The organism is Hymenobacter gelipurpurascens (assembly GCF_900187375.1).
Taxonomy (GTDB): domain Bacteria; phylum Bacteroidota; class Bacteroidia; order Cytophagales; family Hymenobacteraceae; genus Hymenobacter; species Hymenobacter gelipurpurascens.
This window is the reverse complement of the sequence record NZ_FYEW01000001.1, coordinates 316593-336802: the sequence shown is the minus strand read 5'-3', so window position 1 is coordinate 336802 and position 20210 is coordinate 316593. Positions and strand designations below refer to the sequence as shown.

Annotated in this window: 23 protein-coding genes; 9 read left to right on the top strand and 14 right to left on the bottom strand. The window is 59.1% G+C overall.

Annotated features, from left to right (window positions below):
• The first annotated feature begins 47 nt into the window (after positions 1-47).
• The 3 genes from CFT68_RS01435 to CFT68_RS01425 all read left to right on the top strand — a co-directional run bounded on the left by CFT68_RS01435 (position 48) and on the right by CFT68_RS01425 (position 3303).
• Complete coding sequence (locus tag CFT68_RS01435) at positions 48-1325, top strand: dihydroorotase (RefSeq protein ID WP_088841647.1); 1278 nt, start codon at positions 48-50, stop codon at positions 1323-1325.
• A 179-nt stretch (positions 1326-1504) separates the two neighbouring features.
• Positions 1505-2056, top strand: coding sequence for a 5-(carboxyamino)imidazole ribonucleotide mutase (gene purE / locus CFT68_RS01430; protein WP_317044092.1), 552 nt, complete (start codon positions 1505-1507; stop codon positions 2054-2056).
• Complete coding sequence (locus CFT68_RS01425) at positions 2053-3303, top strand: 5-(carboxyamino)imidazole ribonucleotide synthase (RefSeq protein WP_212590354.1); 1251 nt, start codon at positions 2053-2055, stop codon at positions 3301-3303. The genes purE and CFT68_RS01425 overlap by 4 nt, the downstream gene beginning before the upstream one ends.
• A gap of 214 nt (positions 3304-3517) precedes the next feature.
• Here CFT68_RS01425 and CFT68_RS22310 read toward each other — a convergent pair whose 3' ends face one another.
• Both CFT68_RS22310 and CFT68_RS22305 read right to left on the bottom strand, forming a co-directional pair.
• Positions 3518-3676 carry a VOC family protein gene (locus tag CFT68_RS22310; protein ID WP_317044091.1) on the bottom strand — a complete coding sequence of 53 codons (159 nt, stop codon included), beginning with the start codon at positions 3674-3676 and terminating at the stop codon, positions 3518-3520.
• Between the two features lie 65 nt (positions 3677-3741).
• The gene (locus CFT68_RS22305; RefSeq protein ID WP_317044090.1) at positions 3742-3942 is read right to left on the bottom strand and encodes a hypothetical protein; all 201 of its coding nucleotides are present in this window, start codon (positions 3940-3942) and stop codon (positions 3742-3744) included.
• Positions 3943-4286: 344 nt separating this feature from the next.
• On the opposite strand from CFT68_RS22305, the gene CFT68_RS01415 reads away from it, so the two are divergent.
• Complete coding sequence (locus tag CFT68_RS01415; RefSeq protein ID WP_088841645.1) at positions 4287-4658, top strand: DUF3592 domain-containing protein; 372 nt, start codon at positions 4287-4289, stop codon at positions 4656-4658.
• 124 nt (positions 4659-4782) lie between these two features.
• On the opposite strand, the gene CFT68_RS01410 is transcribed toward CFT68_RS01415, so the two are convergent.
• Positions 4783-5790 carry an SDR family oxidoreductase gene (locus CFT68_RS01410; RefSeq protein ID WP_088843632.1) on the bottom strand — a complete coding sequence of 336 codons (1008 nt, stop codon included), beginning with the start codon at positions 5788-5790 and terminating at the stop codon, positions 4783-4785.
• A gap of 151 nt (positions 5791-5941) precedes the next feature.
• On the opposite strand from CFT68_RS01410, the gene CFT68_RS01405 reads away from it, so the two are divergent.
• Positions 5942-6229 (top strand): hypothetical protein, encoded by a 288-nt coding sequence (locus CFT68_RS01405; RefSeq protein ID WP_088841644.1) that lies wholly within the window; start codon positions 5942-5944, stop codon positions 6227-6229.
• Between the two features lie 201 nt (positions 6230-6430).
• Positions 6431-7309: an SDR family oxidoreductase gene (locus CFT68_RS01400; protein ID WP_088841643.1), complete on the top strand. Its 879-nt coding sequence runs from the start codon at positions 6431-6433 to the stop codon at positions 7307-7309.
• Between the two features lie 193 nt (positions 7310-7502).
• On the opposite strand, the gene CFT68_RS01395 is transcribed toward CFT68_RS01400, so the two are convergent.
• Positions 7503-8669, bottom strand: coding sequence for a multinuclear nonheme iron-dependent oxidase (locus CFT68_RS01395; RefSeq protein ID WP_088841642.1), 1167 nt, complete (start codon positions 8667-8669; stop codon positions 7503-7505).
• Between the two features lie 3 nt (positions 8670-8672).
• Positions 8673-8837: a chryseobasin-related MNIO class RiPP peptide gene (locus CFT68_RS21735; RefSeq protein ID WP_170934670.1), complete on the bottom strand. Its 165-nt coding sequence runs from the start codon at positions 8835-8837 to the stop codon at positions 8673-8675.
• 330 nt (positions 8838-9167) lie between these two features.
• On the opposite strand from CFT68_RS21735, the gene CFT68_RS01390 reads away from it, so the two are divergent.
• Positions 9168-11063 carry a serine hydrolase domain-containing protein gene (locus CFT68_RS01390; RefSeq protein ID WP_170934669.1) on the top strand — a complete coding sequence of 632 codons (1896 nt, stop codon included), beginning with the start codon at positions 9168-9170 and terminating at the stop codon, positions 11061-11063.
• Between the two features lie 91 nt (positions 11064-11154).
• Here CFT68_RS01390 and CFT68_RS01385 read toward each other — a convergent pair whose 3' ends face one another.
• Positions 11155-11703 (bottom strand): YfiT family bacillithiol transferase, encoded by a 549-nt coding sequence (locus CFT68_RS01385; protein WP_245815245.1) that lies wholly within the window; start codon positions 11701-11703, stop codon positions 11155-11157.
• A gap of 168 nt (positions 11704-11871) precedes the next feature.
• On the opposite strand from CFT68_RS01385, the gene CFT68_RS01380 reads away from it, so the two are divergent.
• Both CFT68_RS01380 and CFT68_RS01375 read left to right on the top strand, forming a co-directional pair.
• Complete coding sequence (locus CFT68_RS01380; protein ID WP_088841639.1) at positions 11872-12720, top strand: universal stress protein; 849 nt, start codon at positions 11872-11874, stop codon at positions 12718-12720.
• Between the two features lie 166 nt (positions 12721-12886).
• On the top strand, positions 12887-13369 hold the full coding sequence (locus CFT68_RS01375; protein ID WP_088841638.1) for a DinB family protein: 483 nt from the start codon (positions 12887-12889) through the stop codon (positions 13367-13369).
• A gap of 69 nt (positions 13370-13438) precedes the next feature.
• Here the strand turns inward: CFT68_RS01375 and CFT68_RS01370 are convergent, their stop codons facing one another.
• The 8 genes from CFT68_RS01370 to CFT68_RS01335 form a co-directional block, all read right to left on the bottom strand.
• Positions 13439-14629, bottom strand: a complete 1191-nt coding sequence (locus CFT68_RS01370; RefSeq protein ID WP_088841637.1) for a sensor histidine kinase — start codon at positions 14627-14629, stop codon at positions 13439-13441.
• A complete protein-coding gene (locus CFT68_RS01365; RefSeq protein WP_088841636.1) occupies positions 14616-15440 on the bottom strand; it encodes an alpha/beta fold hydrolase in 825 nt (274 codons plus the stop codon). The genes CFT68_RS01370 and CFT68_RS01365 overlap by 14 nt, the downstream gene beginning before the upstream one ends.
• A gap of 319 nt (positions 15441-15759) precedes the next feature.
• A complete protein-coding gene (locus CFT68_RS01360; protein WP_088841635.1) occupies positions 15760-16035 on the bottom strand; it encodes a hypothetical protein in 276 nt (91 codons plus the stop codon).
• Between the two features lie 71 nt (positions 16036-16106).
• A complete protein-coding gene (locus CFT68_RS01355) occupies positions 16107-16397 on the bottom strand; it encodes a hypothetical protein (RefSeq protein ID WP_088841634.1) in 291 nt (96 codons plus the stop codon).
• 264 nt (positions 16398-16661) lie between these two features.
• Complete coding sequence (locus CFT68_RS01350; protein WP_088841633.1) at positions 16662-17051, bottom strand: response regulator; 390 nt, start codon at positions 17049-17051, stop codon at positions 16662-16664.
• 9 nt (positions 17052-17060) lie between these two features.
• A complete protein-coding gene (locus CFT68_RS01345; RefSeq protein ID WP_088841632.1) occupies positions 17061-18488 on the bottom strand; it encodes a sensor histidine kinase in 1428 nt (475 codons plus the stop codon).
• A 181-nt stretch (positions 18489-18669) separates the two neighbouring features.
• The gene (locus CFT68_RS01340; RefSeq protein ID WP_088841631.1) at positions 18670-19653 is read right to left on the bottom strand and encodes an ABC transporter ATP-binding protein; all 984 of its coding nucleotides are present in this window, start codon (positions 19651-19653) and stop codon (positions 18670-18672) included.
• A 59-nt stretch (positions 19654-19712) separates the two neighbouring features.
• Positions 19713-20147: a nucleoside deaminase gene (locus CFT68_RS01335; protein WP_088841630.1), complete on the bottom strand. Its 435-nt coding sequence runs from the start codon at positions 20145-20147 to the stop codon at positions 19713-19715.
• Between the last annotated feature and the right edge of the window lie 63 nt (positions 20148-20210).

Below are 20210 nucleotides of genomic sequence, written 5' to 3'. Positions count from 1 at the left end.
CCAGCATATCTCCTTCCCACTTGCCAGTTTACAGCCCTCAACCATCCATGCTTCTCCTTCAAAACGCCCGCATCGCCTCCGAAAACTCTCCCCAACTGCTCGAAGGCGACGTCTTGATTGTCGAAGGAAAAATCCAGGAAATCGGCAGCAACCTGGCCATTCCCGAGGGCGCCCGCGTCATCGATGCGCGCGGTCGGGTGCTGATGCCGGCCATGTTTGATGCCCACGTCCATTTCCGCGCCCCCGGGTTTGAAAACAAGGAAACCATCACCACAGGGAGCGAAGCAGCCATTAACGGCGGCATTACCGGCGTGGTGATGATGCCGAACACCCGCCCCGCCCTCGACTCGGCAACCGCCGTGGACACTGTGCTGGAAAATGCCAGGCATCGTTCGCGCATTCCGGTGTACACCTCCGGCTGCGTCACCAAAAACCGCGAGGGCAAGGAGCTGGCCGAAATCGAAGGTATGCGTCAGCTCGGGGTGAAAATGCTCACCGACGACGGCGACACCACCAGCGACCCGGCGGTGCTGCTGCGGGCCATGCAGTACGCCACCGAGTTCGGGATGTTTTTCGCCAGCCACTGCGAGGTGCCGGAGCTGGCCGGGCCACGTGCCCTGAACGAAGGGGTAATGAGCTACCGGCTCGGTATCAAGGGCTCACCGGCATGCGCGGAGGAAATCATCATCGACCGCGACATCCGGCTGGCCCGGGCGGCGGGCGCGCACGTGCACATCCAGCACGTTTCCAGCAAGGAGGGCATGGAAACCATCCGCTGGTGGAAGTCCAGGGGCGATGTGAAGGTGACGGCAGAAGTGGCTCCCCACCACCTGCTGTTCACCGACGAGCACATCGGCGACTACGACACGAACTATAAAATGAACCCGCCGCTGCGGACCCAGGCCGATTGTGATGCCCTGCTCGAAGGGCTCAAGGAAGGCGTCTTCGACCTCATTGCCACCGACCACGCCCCGCACACGCCGTTTGAAAAAGCCCAGGATTTCATCAGCGCCCCCAACGGCATCACTGGCCTAGATACGGCCCTGGTGTCGCTCTATCACTTCTTCGTGGAGCCCGGAAAATTCGGGTGGGACCTGGTAGTAAAGCGCTACTCGGCGGAGCCCCGCCGCCTGATGGGCCTGCCGGCGCCCACCATCGAGGTAGGCCAGGAAGCCAACTGCGTCTTGTTCGATACCGAAGCGGAAACCACCTTTACGCGGGAATTCATGAAATCTAAATCCCAGAACACCCCCTTCATCGACCAGACGTTGAAAGGCAGCGTGGACCTGGTGGTTTTAGGCACCGAAATCCTGCTGGAGCGCTAGCCGTTCGTTGAATTCAAAAACGCACCTAATAAAAACGTCATGCTGAGCTTGTCGAAGCATCTCTACCGCTTCTCTAGGCCAGTTAGTTAGCCAGAAGTAGAGATGCTTTGACAAGCTCAGCATGACGGTCTTTTTTAGTGGTTTAGGACAGGCTTAGCGCCTCCCATTTCCGTTAACTTTTGACCCGTACTCAATTGAGCAATACTCATCCCACTTCCGACACCCCCAACCTTAGCACCCCTCCGGACAAACCACTGATCGGCGTGGTCATGGGCTCCAGCAGCGACTGGGACACCATGCAGCATGCCGTGCAGATTCTCACGCAGTTTGGCGTGGCCCACGAAGCGCGCGTGGTATCAGCTCACCGCATGCCCGACGACTTGTTTGCTTACGCCGAGCAAGCCGGCCCGCGCTGCTTGCAAGCCATCATCGCCGGCGCGGGTGGGGCCGCCCACCTGCCGGGTATGATTGCCGCCAAAACCACGGTGCCCGTGCTGGGGGTGCCCGTGGCCAGTCGCCATTTGCAGGGGGTCGACTCCTTGCACAGCATCGTGCAAATGCCCAAAGGGGTGCCCGTGGCCACGTTTGCGATTGGCAATGCCGGGGCGGCTAATGCGGCTTTGTTCGCCGTGAGCATGCTAGCCCTACACGACCCAGCCCTGGCGACCAAGCTGCAGGCGTTTCGCGCCGAACAAACCGAAGCCGCTCGCGCTATGACGTTGCCCGTATGAACGACACTAGCAACGCCGGGGCAATGACCCCAATTTTTCCGGGCAGCAAAGACGCCGCGGGCCGGAGGGCCACCCTGGGAGTGATGGGAGGCGGCCAGCTAGGCCGGATGTTTGTGCATGCTGCCCAGCGCCTGGGATACTTCACCGCGGTGCTGGACCCTGACGCGAAAAGCCCGGCCGGACTGGTGAGTCACCACCATATCCAGAGCGACTACAGCGACCCGGCCGGGCTGGCGCAACTTGCCGACCTGTGCCAGGCCATCACCACCGAGTTTGAAAACGTGCCCTCCCAGGCCCTGCAAAAGCTGGCCCAGACCCGGCCCGTAGCACCGGGCGCGACCGTCGTGGGCATTGCCCAAAACCGCATCGAGGAAAAAGCCCACTTTGCCGCCTGCGCTGATATATCGGGGGTGACCTGCGCGCCCTATGCCGTGATTGAAACGCCAGCCCAGTTGCAGGCCGCCCTGGAAGGAAGAACCGATTTGATGCCCGGCATCCTGAAAACCGCGCGCATGGGCTACGATGGCAAGGGTCAGATTCGCGTCAAGACCACTAGTGAACTGGCCGCAGCCTGGGCGGAACTGGGCGGCGTCGCTTGCGTGCTGGAAAAGATGCTGCCGCTCACCGCCGAGTGTTCGGTGCTGGTGGCGCGCGGCTGGGACGGGCAAGTCGTCAGCTTCGCCCCGCAGAGCAACGTGCACGTCGAGGGCATTTTGGCCGTGACCCACGCGTACGAAGGCAACATGCCGCCCGCTCTAGCGACTAATGCCCGCGACGCGGCCGTTGCTATCGCGCAGCATCTCGGTTATGTGGGGGTGCTGTGCGTCGAGTTTTTTGTGGTGGACGATGGCAGCACGCACGGCGGCCTGGTAGTCAATGAAATGGCCCCGCGCCCGCACAACAGCGGCCACTACACCCTCGATGCCTGTGACGCGTCGCAGTTTGACATGCAGGTGCATGCCATGGCGGGCTTGCCTTTGCCGAAGCCGCGCCAGCATTCCCCGGCCATCATGCTCAACCTGCTGGGCGATGTGTGGTTTGACGCCAGCGGTCAACTCCAGGAGCCGAATTGGCAGGCCGTGTTGAGCCTGCCGGGTACGCATCTGCACCTGTACGGCAAGTCGGAAGCGCGAGTAGGCCGCAAGATGGGCCACCTGACCATCACCGGCCCGGATATCGCCAGTGTCAAAACCGTAGCGCGGCGCGCCGCTGAACTACTCAGGTTGCCGGGGCTGGACACCATCTAGAGGCCCACGTCTGATCTTGCCTCAGTCAACCTGACGACGAAGATCTGCAATAAGTACCCGCCTTATGCAGCAAATCGGACCTAGGCCAGCACTGGCACCTGACGAAGGCAGACCTTCTGTATCTGTCCCGGGCCAGTGTTACCGCCGCAACGGCAAGCTCACCGGTATCTAGGCTACGCAGCCCCACCACCCGAAAAGTGGCGGGGCTGCGTGGTTAAGCGGGCTCCCACAGTTCTAGTTTGTTGCCGTCGGCGTCCAGGACATGGACGAATTTGCCGTAGTCGTGGCTCGTGATGGTATCCAGGATGGTTACTCCGCTGGCGGCGAGCTGGCTTACTAATCCTTCGATGTTCTGCACCCGGTAGTTGATCATAAACTCCTTGGCAGTTGGCGCGAAATAGCCGCTGCCCTTGGGGAAAGGGCTCCATTGCAGAGACGTTACCTCGTTGGGGTTATCGGCGCTACGGGAGGTAAAGTGGCACCCCAGTCGGTGGTTTCCAGCCCCATATGGTTGGCATACCACTCCCGGGTGGCCTGCGGGTTGTCGGAAACAAAGAAAATCCCACCTATTCCCGTCACCTTCGGGGGCAGGGCACCCGCCGGCGAGGTAGGGGCCGCGTCGTTGTTCTGGTCTTCCATAGGGCTGTTTTATTCTGGCTGAGGGGCACGTACACGTTTTGCGCTTTTTTGAAAATTTACACTTATGCCCCCGCTTTAGGATGAGCGGACAGCAATAGTTGCTATTCACAATTAAGAAGACCGTCATGTCGAGCTAGCTCAGACATCCCGCGAGCTGATGTTGCAGTGGTAAGCCAACCCCAAAACACTTCATCCTGAGCTTGTTAAGGATTTTCTCATGCAAGACCAACTGGCCTAGCGCCTCGTGCTACCGTAAGAAGATCCTTCGCTTTTCTCAGGATGACGTGCTATAGTAATGCTCGGGGCCAATTTGATTCTTTGCAGAATTGGTAAATTACTCTACCATGAAATCACCGGTTGAGTACCTGATTACACTTGCGGGAGGGGTGGCGCTGTTTTGGTGGGGCCAGCATCTGTGGCGCCAGCGGCGGCGACTGGAGAAAATGGGTTTGTTGACAACCGGGGTAGTAGTTGGGCATGACTATGGCCCTATCGTAGAGTTCAGCATTGGAGATAACACCACGGTTATAGTCAAGCCCCCAATAAGCGCCTACCGCAGATTCAACCAAATCGGCGAACGGGTTAGCCTATACTACAACCCGGATGATCCGCAGGATTTTGTCCTGAATACGCTTCAGCAGCGGGCTATACCGTATATTTTCCTGGTAGGTGGAGCTGGCTTTGTGATAGGTGGTACCTATGCCTATTTTTCGTAAAGCTGTGCTGGAAGCAACTGCTTGTACTGGCCTACAGCCTATTCACCGAAGCCTCTCTCATATCCCACAAAAAGGCCCCGCAACAGGAATTGCGAGGCCTTTTTTGTGCGGTGGCTGGTAGTGGCTACGGCAAGCCTTTGCCGCCCGCAGACCCATACACCTGCCCGGTGGCGTAACTGGCCAGCGGGTCGGCGAGCAGCACGTAAATACCGGCCAGCTCTGCTGGCTGACCTGGCCTGGCCATGGGCGTATCGCCGCCGAACTTCACGAGCTTTTCCTGAGTGGCGCCGCCGCTCACCTGCAGGGGCGTCCAGATGGGGCCGGGAGCCACCCCGTTTACCCGGATGCCTTTGGGGGCCAGCTGTTTCGCTAGGGAGCGGACGTAGTTGGTAGTGGCGGCCTTGGTCTGGGCGTAGTCGTAGAGGTCTTCGGAGGGGTCGGTGGCCTGCTCCGACGTGGTCCCGATGATGGCCGAACCGGGCTTCAGATGGGGCAGCGCGGCCTTAATAATCCAGAACGGGGCGTAGATGTTGGTTTTCATCGTCGCGTCGAAGTCCTCGGTAGTGAGGTCGAGGATGGACTTGCGGGTTTGCTGCCGGGCGGCGTTGCTGACCACGATATCTAGGCCACCCAGCTGGCGCACGGCTTCCTCTACGAGCTTCTTGCAGAAGGCTTCGTCGCGCAGGTCGCCGGGGATGGCTACGCCTTTCTGGCCGGCGGCTTTAATGAGGGCAATAACCTCTTTGGCATCGGCCTCTTCGGAGGGCAGGTAGTTGATGGCCACGTCGGCGCCTTCGCGGGCATAGGCAATGGCGGCGGCGCGGCCCATGCCGGAGTCGCCGCCCGTGATGAGGGCTTTGCGGCCCTTCAGGCGTCCCGAGCCTTTGTAGGTTTTTTCGCCGTGGTCGGGCACGGGCTCCATTTTGCTGGCGAGGCCGGGCCAGGCCTGGGTCTGGCTTTTAAACGGCGGTCTGGGGTAGGCGGTGGTCGGGTCTTTCAAGGGTTCGGGGGCAGCATCGGGGGCGCTGGTGGCTGCTTCAGCGGATAGTATGGGGCCTGCGGCGGCCACAGCCAAACTGGCTCCTAGGCCACTGATTATCTGGCGACGGCTGAGGTTAGTAGCATCTTTCATACTCTCATGCAACGAGGCTTGCGGCCGGAGGTTACCCAACCCCATAATTCTACCTGGTCGCCTCCGTTGCCTGAGCAGGAGTACTAGCCGAGCGTTTGAGCAGCCTGAAAGTGACCTAGCCAACTTTCCCGCCATCCGCTTACCCATTTCTATGCCTTCACCTCTCCGCCTACTAGTTTGGGGCACCCTTATACTGGCCTACAGCTACCTGTTTTTCAATTCTTTGACCCATGCCCAAACGCTCACGCGCGAATGGGACCGGCCACTGGGCAATGCGGGTGAAAACACATTGAACCGCATGCGCCCCACCACCGATGGCGGCTATATACTAGGGGCGCAAACCGACCCGGAATCCGGCGGCGACGTCAGCGAAAAAGCGTACGGCGTGATTGAATACTGGGACTGGGTGGTGGAACTCGATGCCCAAGGCAAAAAGTAGTGGCGCCGCACCAGGTGTGTATTACTACCAGCTGCGCCAGCCCGCCACCGGAGCTATTTACAAGGGATGGATTCAGGTACTCTAAGTTTATTGGGGAGTCGTCAGGAGCTGCTACGGCTACTACCTCTGCAACAACTTTTCGGCCTTCCCTGACTCTAGGCCACTACTTCCGTATTTCTTCTCAGACTTAACCCAGAGACTATGCATACGGAACAGAACGAACCACGCCCTACCAATAGCGAAATCAACCCCAAGCCTACCTCCTATCCTACTAGTGAAGAAGACATGGAGAAGCAGCCCGACTGGGATATGTCGTCGTACCAGCCGGCGGGCAAGCTCAAGGGGAAAGTGGCCCTCATCACGGGCGGCGACTCCGGCATTGGGCGGGCGGTGGCCCTGGCCTACGCCATGGAAGGTGCCGATGTAGCCGTCATCTACCAGACTAACGCCGAAGACGCCGCCGTGGTGGGCCGGGCCGTAGAAGCCCAGGGCCGCAAGTTCCTGGCCATTCAGTGCGATGTGCGCTCCGCCGACGCCTGCCGGGAGGCCGTGCGCCAGACCTATGCCGAGTTGGGCGGCTTCAATATCCTCGTCAATAATGCAGCCTACCAGATGGGCTACGAGCACTTTGAGACCATTCCTGAGGAAAACATTCACCGCACCTTCGATACCAACATCAAGGGCTACATTTTTATGGCGCAGGCCGCTATTCCGTTCCTGAAGGAAGGCGACTCTATCATTAATACCGGCAGCATTGCGGGCCTCGTGGGCAATCCGCACCAGGTTGACTATGCCTCCACCAAAGGCGCTATTCATACTTTCACTAAGAGCCTGGCGGCCTACCTCGGCGAGAAGAAGATTCGGGTGAATGCGGTGCTGCCCGGCCCTATCTGGACGCCCCTCATCCCGGGCACCATGCTGAAAGAAGACCTCAAAAAGTTCGGCGACGCCACCATGCTCGGCCGCCCCGGACAACCCGAGGAGCTAGCCCCCGCCTACGTGTACTTCGCCTCGCAGGACGGCAGCTACTCCACCGGCAGCCTGCTGGAAGTAACGGGCGGCATGCCCAAAACCAACTAGTCGGTCGGCATCTGTTGCCCAGCACAATTCCCCCTTTCCTGGTCAGGTGAGGGGGCATTGTGGCTAAAATGGTGGCCTACGACATGCGGCCCTCGGCCTGCTCCGGCGGCTAAACTCACGACCCGCCAGGCCTGTTGAGCTATACTAGGCCTGTGCAAGGGTATTGGTTATAGGCCTAGACCACTTACTACTTCTACCTGGGCTGGGGCTTCCACTTCTGGGCAATGCTGATGGCGGTTTCCAGCATGTGTGGTTCCCACTCCTCCACTTTCCAGGCGGTGTAGGCCAGTGCGGAAGCCTGGAGCTGCCGCTGGGCGTCTTCGTAGGATGGCGCTGTTTCCAGGATGTGGGAAAGCTGCTGCTGCTGCTCGTGGAGCTGCGCATCTTCTGCTACCGGGCCCGCCACTGCGGAATGGATGGGCAGAAAAGGCTGAACGGCGCGGATACTGGTGGTGCTGCGGTGTTGGTTAACCAACGCCTGCATCCGATGAAAGTCGGACTGGAAGTGGGCACGGCTGTCCTCGGTCTGTAGGCCAGTACCAAGCTGCTCCAGCACCACATATTTCAGGTTGGGACAGCGGGGCATGGTGTTGTACAGGAGCTGAAACACCTCTTCTGGCACGGCCTCATCATGGGTATCGCGCCGGATCTGGAGGCCCGGCACCTGCCCCGATGCCTCCCAGCTGCCGCCCGAAATATGGATTTCCCGCACCCGATCCAGCGGATATAGTGCCATCAGCTCTTCGTACGGAACGGAGAAGTTGTGGAGCTGGCAGAACACGTTGTGCAGGTCCAGAATCAGAAAGCCGTTTACGGGCTCCACCAGCTGTTCCAGAAACTCGCCGTGCCGTTTCACTTCCTCCAAACTATAAGCAAAGGCCAGGTTTTCTAAGCCTACGGGACATCCGCAGGCCTCCTGCATCCGGCGCAGGCGGTCTTGCCCAATGCGCAGGGTGTTGCTGCCATACGGGATGGGCAGCGGAGCCCCCGCATGAAAATTCTGGCCCGTAAAGAAGCCAAAGTGCTCCGTAACGTGGTCGAAGGAAAACCGCCTGGTCAGCTCCTTCAGGTGTTGCAGCCACTGCTGCTGCTCTGCCGTCCAACGCCCCGAGAGCAGGGAGAAGTACACGCCATGCCCCACCAGCCGATGTTGAGCGCTGTAGGCCTGTAGCAATTCCGTAAACCAATCCGGCACTTGCTCAGCCCAAAACAGCGCATCAAACGACCATTCCAGTGCCTCTACCTTCCCCTGCTCCAGCAACGGAAATGCCGCCGTCAGAATGTTGGCGTCGAGGTTGCAGGCAATGGAGGAGTAGATGGCGCGCTCATTGGCATTGTCAGGCGGGGCAACTGTGCGCATAACCTAGCCTAGGCCACAGCCGGGGCAGTTATAGGGGATTTCGGGGGATTTTTTGCCGGATTTGCCCTGCTCCTCTTTGGGCGTCGGGTCGCTTTTTTTGATGCAGCCAGTGGTCTGGGCGGTGAGGCCTACCAGAACGGCTCCGAGAATTGCCTGAGATAGTTTCATGGCGTAGGGGTAGTTTCAGAAAGATACCGTGAGTAGCTAATAATGCGGCGGCCGCGCACTAGTCTGCCGCCTCCGCTGCAGGAGAGAGCCCAGCAGCATGCCATCGGTTGCATGGCTTCGCCGAATAAACTGGCAGCTGCTCTGGCCTGACACTTGCCGTGTAGCCGGAGGTTGTCCGGAAACTCCTTCAAAAAGCCTGCTTCCTCTAGCGTGGGCACCCCACACAGCAGTCTCTCGAGTGCCTGCGCAACTTCTATATAGTAAAACCCTATGCTACCTGCCAAACAATCTTCTATCTTCCAACCACCTATTCTCCTCTTACCCTCTATAGTGAAAATACTACTACTTTTCTTGGCGCTGCTGGCCACTCTGGCACCTGGCGCGGCCCAGCCAACCCGGCCGAAACCTGCCGCCCGGCCTATCACCAACATCCCGCAGCTCACCGATTCTATTACGCGCATAATGCGGCGGGAACACATTCCGGGGCTGATGCTGGCCATCGTCTCGCCCGACCCGGCGGAGCGCTTTGTGGGTGGCCTAGGCCTCTCTGATGTGGAGCACAAGACGCCCGTAACGGCCAACACGCTGTTTCGCATTGGGTCCGTTACCAAAACGTTTGTGGCCGTGGGCCTGATGCAGCTGGTAGAGCAAGGCAAGCTCAGCCTCAACGACGAGGTGCGCAAGCTGGCTCCCGAAATCCCCATTGATAACCCCTGGGAAGCCACCGACCCGGTGCGGGTGGTGCACGTGCTGGAGCACACTGCCGGCTTCGATGACATGCATTTCAACCACGTCTATAACTCCACCCCCACTGACCCACGAGGCGCGGCCGCGGTGCAGGTGTTCCGGAAGGAGCTGCGCTGTCGCTGGCGGCCCGGTGAGCGAATGTCGTACTCCAACCCCGGGTATGAGGTGGCGGGCTACCTGTTGGAAAAGCTCAGCGGAATGCCATATGAGCAATACCTGAGCCAGCACCTGCTGCGCCCCCTGGGCATGCCCGATGCCACTGCCGAGCTACGCCCTGCCTCCAACCCCAACTTAAAGCTGGCCCAAGGCTACAAGTACGAGGATGGCCAGTACCAGCGCCTGAAGCTGCTGCCCATCTATGCCGGACCAGCTGGTTCCATGAGTGCCTCGGCGGCCGATATGGACCTGTGGGTGAGGTTTTTCCTGCATGATTTCCGGGCCCCCGATGGGAAACCTCTGCTTCGGCCCGAAAGCCTGCGCGAGATTGAAACGGCGCACAGCCCCCTGGAGGCCCGGGCTGGCCTGGCTGCTGGCTATGGCTTGGCGAACATGGCCATGAGCACGAAGGGCAATGCCTTGTTCCGGGGCCACGGCGGAGGCATTGATGGCTTCCGCTCCACCTTCGCTTACAACCGCGAGCTGGGCCGGGGCTTCGCCCTCTCCAACAACGGCGACCAGAGCACCAGCAGCATTGATAAAGTGGTGCGCGAATTTCTGCTGCGGCAGGCACCTGCCCCGCCCGCACCAGCCGCCGCCCCTGCACTGGATGCGGCAGCCGTAGCGCCCTACCTAGGCCACTACCAGAATGTATCGCCCCGCAACCAACTCATGGGCCTCAGCGACTACCTGCTGGGCGATGAGCAGCTGGTGCAGCGCGGTAACCTGTTACTCCTCCAGCCACTGCTAGGCCAGGCCGATACGCTGGTGCCCGCCGGCGGCCTTACATTTCGCTCGCCCAGGGCGCGGCTGGCCAGCACGGTGCTCACCCACGACCACGATGGCCACCGTATGCTGGTCACTTCCGGCGGGTATCTGCAGGAGGCCAGCGCTACCTGGTGGTGGGTGCGGCCGGCCCTGTTTGCCCTGAGCCTACTGCTGCTGGTTACGGCCAGCGTAGCGGGCCTGGTATGGCTGGTGTATGCCGTGCGCCGATTGGTGCCGCGCAGCCAGGTGTTGCCCCGCGTGTTGCCCCTACTGGCTACTGCCGCTCTGATAGCCACCTTCGCTGCTCTGGCCAGTCTGGCCCGGCACATGTGGCACGCCGGTAGCCTGGGCCCCGAAACCGTTTTGCTGAGCCTGAGCCCCATAGTGGCCGCCGTGTTTTCCCTGGCCGGCCTGCTCCTGACGTTGCGCTACTTTAGCCGCTTCCGCAGCCGTACAGTGGCCTGGTACCTGCTGTTTACCTACGGCGCCCTGGGCTGGCTGATAGTGGCCCTGGGCACCTATGGCTGGCTGAGCCTACGACTCTGGGGCGTATAGCGCCATAGGCCTAGAGGCCACAGCTATTGGAGCTGAAGAGCATTACTTATTACTAAACCAACAGGCCTAGTCTTGCCCTGTCTGGGCATAGCTAGGCCTGTTGGCTTAGTAGCTCAATATGTGCTTGGTGGTGCCGGCCGTGCCAGCTGTATTGCACCAGCGCCTGGTCGAGTGTGAAGGTCTGGTTGTAGAGCGGGTGGTAAAACGTGCGCTGCCACTGCTGCTCCGTGAGGTGCCAGAGCAGCGTAACCCAGCGCGAGTGCAACGCCTCTAGCAGCGCCAACGACACCGTGATGGGCACGGCATCGTTATCGGGCAGGGCAGCCCAGGCGTTCATATCAAAAGGCCGGATCGTCGGATTGTCTTCCGTGAGGGCCAGCCGGAAGCGCATATAGAAATTCAGGTGCACATCGGCTACATGATGGATAACCTGTCGACCCGTCCAGCCGCCGGGGCGGTACGCGTTTTCCAGGCGCACGCCCCCGGCTTTGCGCGCCGCGGCCGTAAGCTGGGCAGGCAGTGCGGCCAGCTGCCCGATGTACTCGGTTCGTTGAGCTGCCGTCAGGGGTGCTTCCGGCAGCACCGGGCGCCCAATAGGGTACTGTAGGTTGGTCAGGTCCTGCTCCATATAAGTATGCATAGAATACATAACGCATAAACTGCTCCATACAAGTATATTGCTGGAATGCTGGCCGCTGGGAATGCGCCGCGAGATAGGTATGCGTTGGCTTGATTTATTTCAATGTTTTTTATAAATTAATATGCGTTATCGCTTAAAAGTCAGGCCCTTGTATAACTACCTCCTGCCATGCAAAACATCCTTGTTCCCACCGATTTTTCGCCGGAGGCGCACAATGCCTTTGAGGTAGCCATGCAGCTGGCCTCTCGTACCGGCGGCCACATTACCTTGCTGCATGTGGTAGACGCACCCCGTTCTTCGGGCATAGTATCTACGGGCGGCACAGCGGGCGCGGCCCCGATGAATGGAGTATTTATGGTGCAGCTGCTACAGCGTACTAAGCGCCGGATGCACGAGCTGATGGCCGAAGTAGCCAGCGACAGGCCTGAGGTACCCGTGCAGGACCGCATCGCTACTGGCGATATTGATGAGGCAGTGCTGGACGTCATTCGGGAACGCCACATTGATTTGGTAGTAATAGGCGCGCACGTGCATGCGCCGGACCACTCTGTATTCGGGCATATTTCGCATGCTGAGCGCCTGGTCCGGCTTGCGCCCTGCCCTGTGCTTACGGTAAAACGCCCGGCGCCCGATTTCAATGTGCACTCCATTGTGTTTGCTTCCGACTTTTCTGCCGAAGCCGACCGCGCCATACCCAGCCTGCGGCAGCTGTGCGCTGCCTTCCCCGAAGCCATCCTGCATCTGCTCGACGTGGTAACGACTGCGCACAACTCCGGGGCGGCACTAGAGCGCATTCATTCGTTTGCCAGCCGGCACCAGCTAGCCGCTTATGAGCCAGATGTAGTAAGCGCCCCGCGGGTAAGCACCGGCATTCCGCGCTACACAGATCAGGCTCACGCCGATTTGGTGGTGATGCTCACTCATGGCCACTCGGGCATATGGCACTTTTTGCAAGGAAGTATCGCGGAAACTGTGGCCGTGCAAGCGGAGGCCCCCGTGCTTACTTTCCATATTTAAGAGTGGCCTAGACCACTCTGCAGGTAGCGGCTCCCACTGGCCTAGGCCAGTAGGAGCCGCTTGGTTTTATACTACTGCTACCCACAGTTTTGCGTAACAGGCAGAGCAGGCTTCACGCACGGACAAGTGCTTGTTTCGCTTATTCAGTTACTATCGTTTATCTCGTATGGAACAGCACACCAGAAAAGGCCTCTTAGAGGAGCTGAGCAGCTTACTGACGCAAGGCAATGCTCATGTTCCGTTTGAAGCGGCCTGCGCGAATGTTCCGGTGGAGCTGCTAAACAAACCCGTGCCCGAGCTGCCTTATACCGTGTGGCAGCTAGCTGAACACATCCGCATTGCGCAATGGGATATAGTGGAGTTCTGCCTGAACCCCGGACACATTTCCCCGCCATGGCCCGATGGCTACTGGCCTAGGCCAGGTACTGCGGTGGATGAGGCCACCTGGCAAGCTACCCTCGCCCAGATTCAGGAGGACCGCAGCCGGTTTCTGGAGCTGCTCCATGACCCGCGCCAAGACCTGCTGGCTCCGCTGCCCCACGGCACCGGCCAAACGCTGTTGCGCGAAGCCCTCCTGATTGCGGATCATACGGCCTACCACACCGGCCAAATCATTCTGGTGCGTCGTTTACTCAAGAACTGGGGGTAGCAGACAGTGCCTAAACACACGCCACTGGAAAGCGCTGGAGTGTAGGCAGGCAGCGGGCGTCTGCGCAGCTTAGGTGGGCAGATGAATGTGGAACGCAGTACCCTCCCCTACGGTGCTTTCTACCTCAATACGGCCGCCGGCCTGATGCACCAGCCGGTTGACGAGGTAGAGGCCAATACCAGAACCTACCACCTCCGGATGGAAGCGCCGAAACAGCTGGAACAGGTCGTGGCCGTGGCGCTCCAGGTCGAGCCCCCGGCCATTGTCGCGCACGCTCAGCACTACCTCCTTGTCGGCGGGCGTGGTGCTGACCCAGACGTGCGGACGGCGGCCGGGCTCGGAGTATTTGAGGGCATTGCTCAGCAGGTTAAACAGCATACTGTGCAAACCGGTCCGGGTGATGCGCAGCGTAGGAGCAGCTTCGAAATCCAGCGTAAAATCGGCGGTAGAGGTTGTTCCCGGCTGCAGGCTCCGAATGATTTCTTCCGCAAACGGGCGCAGCTCAATGGCCTCCAGCGGCACCTGCTCCAGCTGCCGTTGGCGTTGCACCAGCATAGTAAGCTCCTCAATAGTGCTTAGCATTTGATGCAGAGACTCATCGAACATGGTCACCATCTTGTCGGCCTGCGGGTCGTGGAAGGTGATGGTTTGCTTCAGTTCCTCGAACAGGCCTAGCATGTTGCTGGCCGGCTGCTTGAGGTCGTGGGAGGCGGTGTACACAAAGTTATCGAGCTCGGCGTTGATGCGGGTGAGCTGCTCGTTGCGGATCGTCAGCAACTCATTGGCGCGGGCTAGCTGCTCGCCTTGCACCTCCGCTTCGGCCTTGGCCCGCAGCAGCTCCTGCTCGTACTTACGCCGGTCGGTGATATCAAACAGCGTGACGCGCACTACCAGCGGCTGCCCGTTGGTATCGCGCAGCAGTACCGCATTCATGAGCACCGGTAAGGTAGAGCCATTCTGCAGGCGTAGCTGGTAGCTGATTTCCTTTACCTGATTCTGCAGCAGCAACAGAGGCGCGCAGTACGTTTCATAGTGCAGGCGCCCTCCCACCGTGAGCAGGTCTTGCAGGCAGCGACGGGCCACCAGCTCTTCCCGGGAATACCCCAGCCAGCCCAGCAGCGTTTGGTTTAGCTTGACCAGCGTTCCATCGGGCAAGCAGGAGCAATAGCCGCAGGGCGCGTACTCATACAGGTCTTCCAGATTTTCCGCTGTCAGCCGCAGGTCTAGGGCCGGCAGAGGCTCTTCCTCAAGCTCGCTCATAGGCAACGGGTGCAGGTGCTAAGAACGATTCGATGGCAGCAATGGTAGCCTCCGGAGCACTTAGGTGAGGGCAGTGGCCGGAGGTTTTGATAACTACGAGCTGGTTGTTTAGCAGGTGTTGCTGCAGATACTGGCCTACGGACAACGGGGCCAGAGTATCCTGGGCACACTGCAAAATAAGTGCAGGCTGGTGCACCTGGGGCAGCACGGCGCGGTGGTCGCCCAGAAACGTGACCCGGGCAAAGTGTCGGGCAATAGTCGGATCGGTGCGGCAGAAGCTGTTGTTGAGCTCCTCCGTGAGTTCGGGCCGCTCGGGGTTGCCCATGATGACGGGCGTAATGGCGCCCGACCAGCCCAGATAGTTGCTATCCATGGCGTCTAGCAGCTCCTCAATATCGGTTTGCTCAAAGCCTCCCACGTAGCCCGTAGCGGCATCGTTGAGGAAACGGGGCGAGGGCGCCACCAGCACCAGACGGCCAATGAGCGCTGGGTCCTGAATGGCCGCCAGCATACTGATGGTAGCACTCACGGAGTGGCCTACCAGCACTACATCGCGCAGCTGCAGGGCCCGAATTACCTCCAGTATATCCTCTGCATGGGCCGATAAGGTGCTGTAGCGCTCGGGGTCGTAGGCCGTCAGATCAGAGAAGCCCGCTCCTACCAAATCCAGCATCACTACTTGGTAGCGTGCCTCAAAGGCCGGCGCCACCAGCCGCCACATGTGCTGGTCGCAGCCGAAGCCGTGCACGAACACAATTGCCTGCTGCCCAGCTCCAGTTACCGTGACGTTATTGCGTGTTAGAGCATCCATTAATACCGAATAAGACACCGATGCGCCGGAATATAAGGCGAATGAGCTTGCGCTTTCCCGCCCCTGGCACACACTCCAAAAGTAGCAACTGGCCTCTTTTCTTTGGTGCCGGGGCCGGCTGTACTTTGCGCTTATACGGGCGTTAGGGCAAGGCGCATATCCTGGGCTCAAACTACGCCTCGGGCCCAGAGTACGCATTGGCTTTTCTGGGCTCCGACAAAGCCAACTTTATCAAGCAGTTGCGCCACCCGCACAGGGCCGGAAGCAGCAGTGGCCTACTCGCCCAAAATTGAGCAGGTAGGCCACTGCAGGGGCGCTGCTAGACTTGCGGATTAGCGTAGTGCTCGTCGATGGCGTGGTCCATGGCTTCGCGGAAATACACCAGCAGCTTATTGCGCTCCGCTTCCGGCATATTCTGCAGGGCCTGCTCGAAAGTGGTGCGGTACACGTGGGCCATAAAGTGGGCTCCATACGTGGTGAAAAACCCATCGTGGATTTTGCTAAACGCCACTTTTTCGGCCGAAGAAATGGATAGGGAAAGTGCCAGCCATTCTTTGGCGTTGTTGGCCAGGCTGAGTTTGAGGTCTTGATCCACGAGGAGTTTAAAAAAGAGAAATATGTTAATTCGCCTACCGGCAATGACCTAGCGGATTCGGTACCTGAGTGCTACTGGCCTAGGCCACTGGAGGCGTTAGCATCTGGCAGCTCAGCGGGCCAGTTTACCTGCCGCAGCAACACCCGGAACTCGGCCTCCGAAGCTACCCGCCCCTGAAAGCTGTACAGCATTTGCCCGTTCACGGCCTCCAGCAGCGTCAGCTCGTCGTCGTCGTAGAGCACAATGGTTTCCTGCCCGCAGGCGCTGGCCCGGCTATACCGTGCCTGGCCGGCCGGAGCCGTGTAGCGGACAAAGCCAAATGCCTGCAGAAGCTCGGCAGTGGGCTGATAATAAGCAGACATAAGGGAGACCCAAAGGAAAGAAACACACCGCCAGAAAAGCGGCGCGGTACGCCTGTTTGCGTACAAAGCCATGCTGCCGGAAGTCGGCACAGCAGGTATGCTGGTGTGGTAAAGCGCGGCCGGAGCAATAAGGTTTTGCAGGGCCAGCACGCCAGAGCGCGGCCCTAGGCCAGTGCTTACCCAACAGGAGCAGTGTAGCTCTACAAATATCGTTTAATAAAGCCACATATTCCGTGGCGGGCTTCTCAGGTGATAGTCGCGCGGCTACAGGGCCCGGGCATCCTCCCGAATACCATCCAACTGCTTTCTATCCAGCGGCTTATGAATAAGGCGCGTAACTAACGGATTTTGCTCGGCCCGGGCCCGGTCAGTGTGGGCCAAAGAGGACGTCAGGATATAGATGCGGCAGTTGCCCAGCAGCTCGGGCGCCTCGGGGCGCAGGGCATCCAGAAACTGCCACCCATTCATGACGGGCATGTTCAGGTCCAGCAGAATTACATGGGGCAGTTGATCGGGCAGGGCATTCTGCAGGTACTCCAGAGCCTCCTGCGCCGACTGAAAAGCCGTTATTGTTTCAGAAAAATTTTCACGTTCCAGCAGCAGCTTCATCAGAAAAATGCTGGTCGAATCGTCGTCAATAAGTACGGTATGCATAAACAACTTTTAGGATAACTGTAGGGTGCAGCGGGTGCCTACGTTCACTTCGCTCTGAACCTCAATATGCCCACCCATTGCCTCTACGTGGGTTTTTACCAGATAGAGACCCAGACCTCGGCCACTGGGTCGGCTATGAAAACGCTTATAAAGCTTAAATATATCATTGCCCGCTTTCTGCCTATCAAACCCGGAGCCATTATCCGTCACGGTAACCTGGGCTCCCGGCTTCCGGCTGTTGGGCGTTGCCTCAATATCAATACGCAGTGGCCGCTCGGCAGAACGGTATTTTACGGAGTTGGTCAGCAGATTAAAGAAGATGCTGTACAAATAGGCACGGTTGCCGGATACCTGCAGCGTTGGCGGCACAGACACGTGCACAGTGGCATTGCATTGCTGCAGCAGATCCTGAAGGTTTTGGGTTACCTGCTCCACCACCTCGGCAAGGGACACCTGCTCCGGCTCCGCCATTCCCTGCTGGTCGCGCAGGGTAAGAATCGTGTTCATATCGCGCAGCACTGTATCCAGCTGTTCCGTGCTCAGGCGCAGGTGCGCGAGCAGCTCATCATGCTCGGGAGCCGCTTTGTCCAGCCCCGAGAGCATATCTACCAGCCCCAGCATATTGGTGAGTGGGGCGCGTAAGTTATGCGACACGATATAGGCAAACTGCTGCAAGTCCTTGTTCTGCTGGTACAGCTCCTGATGCGCCCGCACTTTGTCGGTTATGTTGGAGAAATACACCGACACGCCCGCTTCCGACGGAAACGCCTTCACTTCCAGCCACAGTTGGCGCGGCTCAAAAAAAGCCTCGAAATGCGCGGCCTTACCAGTAGTTATGGCCTGCTTGTACTGCTGATAGAAGGGGCCCATCACCTCACCCGGGAAAACCTCCCAAATGGTTTTGCCTAGCACCTCTTCGCGTTTCACTTGCAGCAGCCGCTCTACCTCAGAGTTCACGGAGCTGAATACCCAGTTGGTATCAAGCAAGAAGAAGGCATCCGTAATACTCTCAAAAATGGTGTTCAGCCGGCGCGCCTGTTGACCAATAATGGCCTGCGAAGCCGCCATGGCCGTGATATCGCGGGCCACCATATGCACGCCTGCTACCTGCTCCTGCAGCCATAGTGGCACCTTGGTTACGCTCAGCACCCGGGGGCCGGCCGCATTAAACTGCACTTCTACCTCAAACTGCACCTTTGTGCCCCTGAAAGCCTCCTCCAGTTTCTCCTGAAACAGTAGCACTTTATCGGCGGGCAAAAAGTCTGAGAATGGTCGGTTGAGCACCTCTTCGCGCGGCACATTCAGCAACTCCAGAAACGCCGGATTAGCATCCAGAATGGTCCCGGCTTTATTCTGAAAAATAACAGAATCGGGGTTGTTGTTGAATAGCGACCGAAAGCGCATTTCGCTCTCTACCAGCTGAAATTCTTCGTTCATGCGAGAAGTGCGGATGTTTCTCGGTGCTTACGCCCAGAACAGCCTTCCTGATGCGGGTTTGCCTATTTTTTTATCAGGAGGTGGCCTAGAGCAGCGGTAGATAAGCTCCGACACGCGGATGCCAGATCAAGCATAATGACTTTTTCACCTACTGTCCACAGACCCTCGCTGAGGCAACGGGCTACACATACCACATGCTTTCGGCGGAGAGGGAAACGCTAACCTCATCAGTAGGAGCCACGCTGGCCTGGGCGGTTTTCACACGAATAGTACCACCGGCCAGCGCTACCTCCACTTCGGAGTAGCTCCCGAAGAACCGCACGTTCCTGACAGTGCCAGGAAGCCCGCTGCCGGTTTCGGGGTGTAGCCCAAAGCTCTCGGGACGCACTAGCATGGGGCGGTTCTTTTTCCGGGTACCGGCCTGCTTGGTAAAGGCCGCTGCCAGCGGCGCTGCCAGCAGGTTGTAGTCGCCGAAAAGGGCCGCCGCGTACTCGCTCACGGGTTGCCGGTAAATCTGGGGCGGCGTGCCTCGCTGCACAATCTGGCCGCGCTGCATCACCAGAATTTCATCGGCCCAGGAAAGCGTATCGTGTGGGTCGTGCGAAATCAGGATGCAGGTGATATTCAACTGCTCGCCTACTTCCCGGATGATGGTTTTGAGGATGTTTTTGTGGGCATTATCGAGGTTGGAGAACGGCTCATCCAGCAGTAGCAGTTTCGGCGACGAGAGCAGCAGCCGGGCCAGAGCAATGCGCTGCCGCTCCCCGCCCGAAAGCTGATCGGTGCGGCGCATGGCCAAGTGGCTGATGCGGCAGACTTCGTATAGCTTATCGGCCTCGGCCTGGGGCAGCTTGTTGGCATAGCGCAGCACCTGCTCTACCCGCAGAAACTTGGGTAGCTCAAACTGCTGCGAGAGGTAGGCAATGCCGGGGTTACCCGGAATCAGCTTTTCGGCGGGGTCTTTCATCAGCTCCCCTTCAAAATACACGTGGCCCGCATCGGGCCGAACCAAACCAGCCACTACCTGCAGCAGCGTGCTTTTGCCCGCACCGGTTTCGCCGGCTATGGCTATTTTCTGGAATTGCTGCAGGGCAAAGCTCACGTCCTGGAGGGCATCGTTGCCCCGCTCCTGCAGGCTGATACCCGAAACTTTCAAAAAACTCATATTTCCGCTAACGCTTTATTTTCTTGAAGTAATCATTCAGAATGAGGCCTACGAGTGGCCTAGCTGTTATTTTCTGAAGGCGGCACCACCTGTATTTCTGGCGGTGGTGCCCAATGAGCCGGCACCTGCGTGGTCGTGAGCACAGGCCCCAGGGCTGTGGCTCCGCCCAAATACGCGCTTGGCTGGCTGTACACTACGCGCCGCACCCGGTGGTACCGAATGGCATACGCACACATTACGCAGGGCTCGTGCGTGGAGTAGAGCGTGCAGCCTGATAAGTCTGGGTGGCCTAGGTGTTCCCGCGCCGCTTGCAGGGCCAGCAGCTCGGCGTGCGCCGTGATCGTGCCCTGCCGGCGGGTTGCTTCCGTAGCGGTGGCTACCACCTGGCCGTCACACACCACAAGGGCGCCCACCGGACTTTCGCCTTGGGCAGCCGCCTGCTGAGCCAGCAGCTGGCAGTGAGCCAGGAAGTGTTCATCGGGATTGTGGTGCATGGCAATGCGCGGGTAAGGTGGCGTAAAGCTAAGTCCATTCGGGGCGGGAGCCGCGTGGGCTGC

What these genes read in the sequence shown, in the direction of transcription:
- CFT68_RS01435 (WP_088841647.1), top strand. Translation starts at nt 48, where the DNA reads ATGCTTCTCCTTCAAAACGCCCGCATCGCCTCCGAAAACTCTCCCCAA.
- CFT68_RS01425 (WP_212590354.1), top strand. Translation starts at nt 2,053, where the DNA reads ATGAACGACACTAGCAACGCCGGGGCAATGACCCCAATTTTTCCGGGC.
- CFT68_RS22310 (WP_317044091.1), bottom strand. Translation starts at nt 3,676, where the DNA reads ATGATCAACTACCGGGTGCAGAACATCGAAGGATTAGTAAGCCAGCTC.
- CFT68_RS22305 (WP_317044090.1), bottom strand. Translation starts at nt 3,942, where the DNA reads ATGGAAGACCAGAACAACGACGCGGCCCCTACCTCGCCGGCGGGTGCC.
- CFT68_RS01415 (WP_088841645.1), top strand. Translation starts at nt 4,287, where the DNA reads ATGAAATCACCGGTTGAGTACCTGATTACACTTGCGGGAGGGGTGGCG.
- CFT68_RS01410 (WP_088843632.1), bottom strand. Translation starts at nt 5,790, where the DNA reads ATGAAAGATGCTACTAACCTCAGCCGTCGCCAGATAATCAGTGGCCTA.
- CFT68_RS01405 (WP_088841644.1), top strand. Translation starts at nt 5,942, where the DNA reads ATGCCTTCACCTCTCCGCCTACTAGTTTGGGGCACCCTTATACTGGCC.
- CFT68_RS01400 (WP_088841643.1), top strand. Translation starts at nt 6,431, where the DNA reads ATGCATACGGAACAGAACGAACCACGCCCTACCAATAGCGAAATCAAC.
- CFT68_RS01395 (WP_088841642.1), bottom strand. Translation starts at nt 8,669, where the DNA reads ATGCGCACAGTTGCCCCGCCTGACAATGCCAATGAGCGCGCCATCTAC.
- CFT68_RS21735 (WP_170934670.1), bottom strand. Translation starts at nt 8,837, where the DNA reads ATGAAACTATCTCAGGCAATTCTCGGAGCCGTTCTGGTAGGCCTCACC.
- CFT68_RS01385 (WP_245815245.1), bottom strand. Translation starts at nt 11,703, where the DNA reads ATGCATACTTATATGGAGCAGGACCTGACCAACCTACAGTACCCTATT.
- CFT68_RS01380 (WP_088841639.1), top strand. Translation starts at nt 11,872, where the DNA reads ATGCAAAACATCCTTGTTCCCACCGATTTTTCGCCGGAGGCGCACAAT.
- CFT68_RS01375 (WP_088841638.1), top strand. Translation starts at nt 12,887, where the DNA reads ATGGAACAGCACACCAGAAAAGGCCTCTTAGAGGAGCTGAGCAGCTTA.
- CFT68_RS01370 (WP_088841637.1), bottom strand. Translation starts at nt 14,629, where the DNA reads ATGAGCGAGCTTGAGGAAGAGCCTCTGCCGGCCCTAGACCTGCGGCTG.
- CFT68_RS01365 (WP_088841636.1), bottom strand. Translation starts at nt 15,440, where the DNA reads ATGGATGCTCTAACACGCAATAACGTCACGGTAACTGGAGCTGGGCAG.
- CFT68_RS01355 (WP_088841634.1), bottom strand. Translation starts at nt 16,397, where the DNA reads ATGTCTGCTTATTATCAGCCCACTGCCGAGCTTCTGCAGGCATTTGGC.
- CFT68_RS01350 (WP_088841633.1), bottom strand. Translation starts at nt 17,051, where the DNA reads ATGCATACCGTACTTATTGACGACGATTCGACCAGCATTTTTCTGATG.
- CFT68_RS01345 (WP_088841632.1), bottom strand. Translation starts at nt 18,488, where the DNA reads ATGAACGAAGAATTTCAGCTGGTAGAGAGCGAAATGCGCTTTCGGTCG.
- CFT68_RS01340 (WP_088841631.1), bottom strand. Translation starts at nt 19,653, where the DNA reads ATGAGTTTTTTGAAAGTTTCGGGTATCAGCCTGCAGGAGCGGGGCAAC.
- CFT68_RS01335 (WP_088841630.1), bottom strand. Translation starts at nt 20,147, where the DNA reads ATGCACCACAATCCCGATGAACACTTCCTGGCTCACTGCCAGCTGCTG.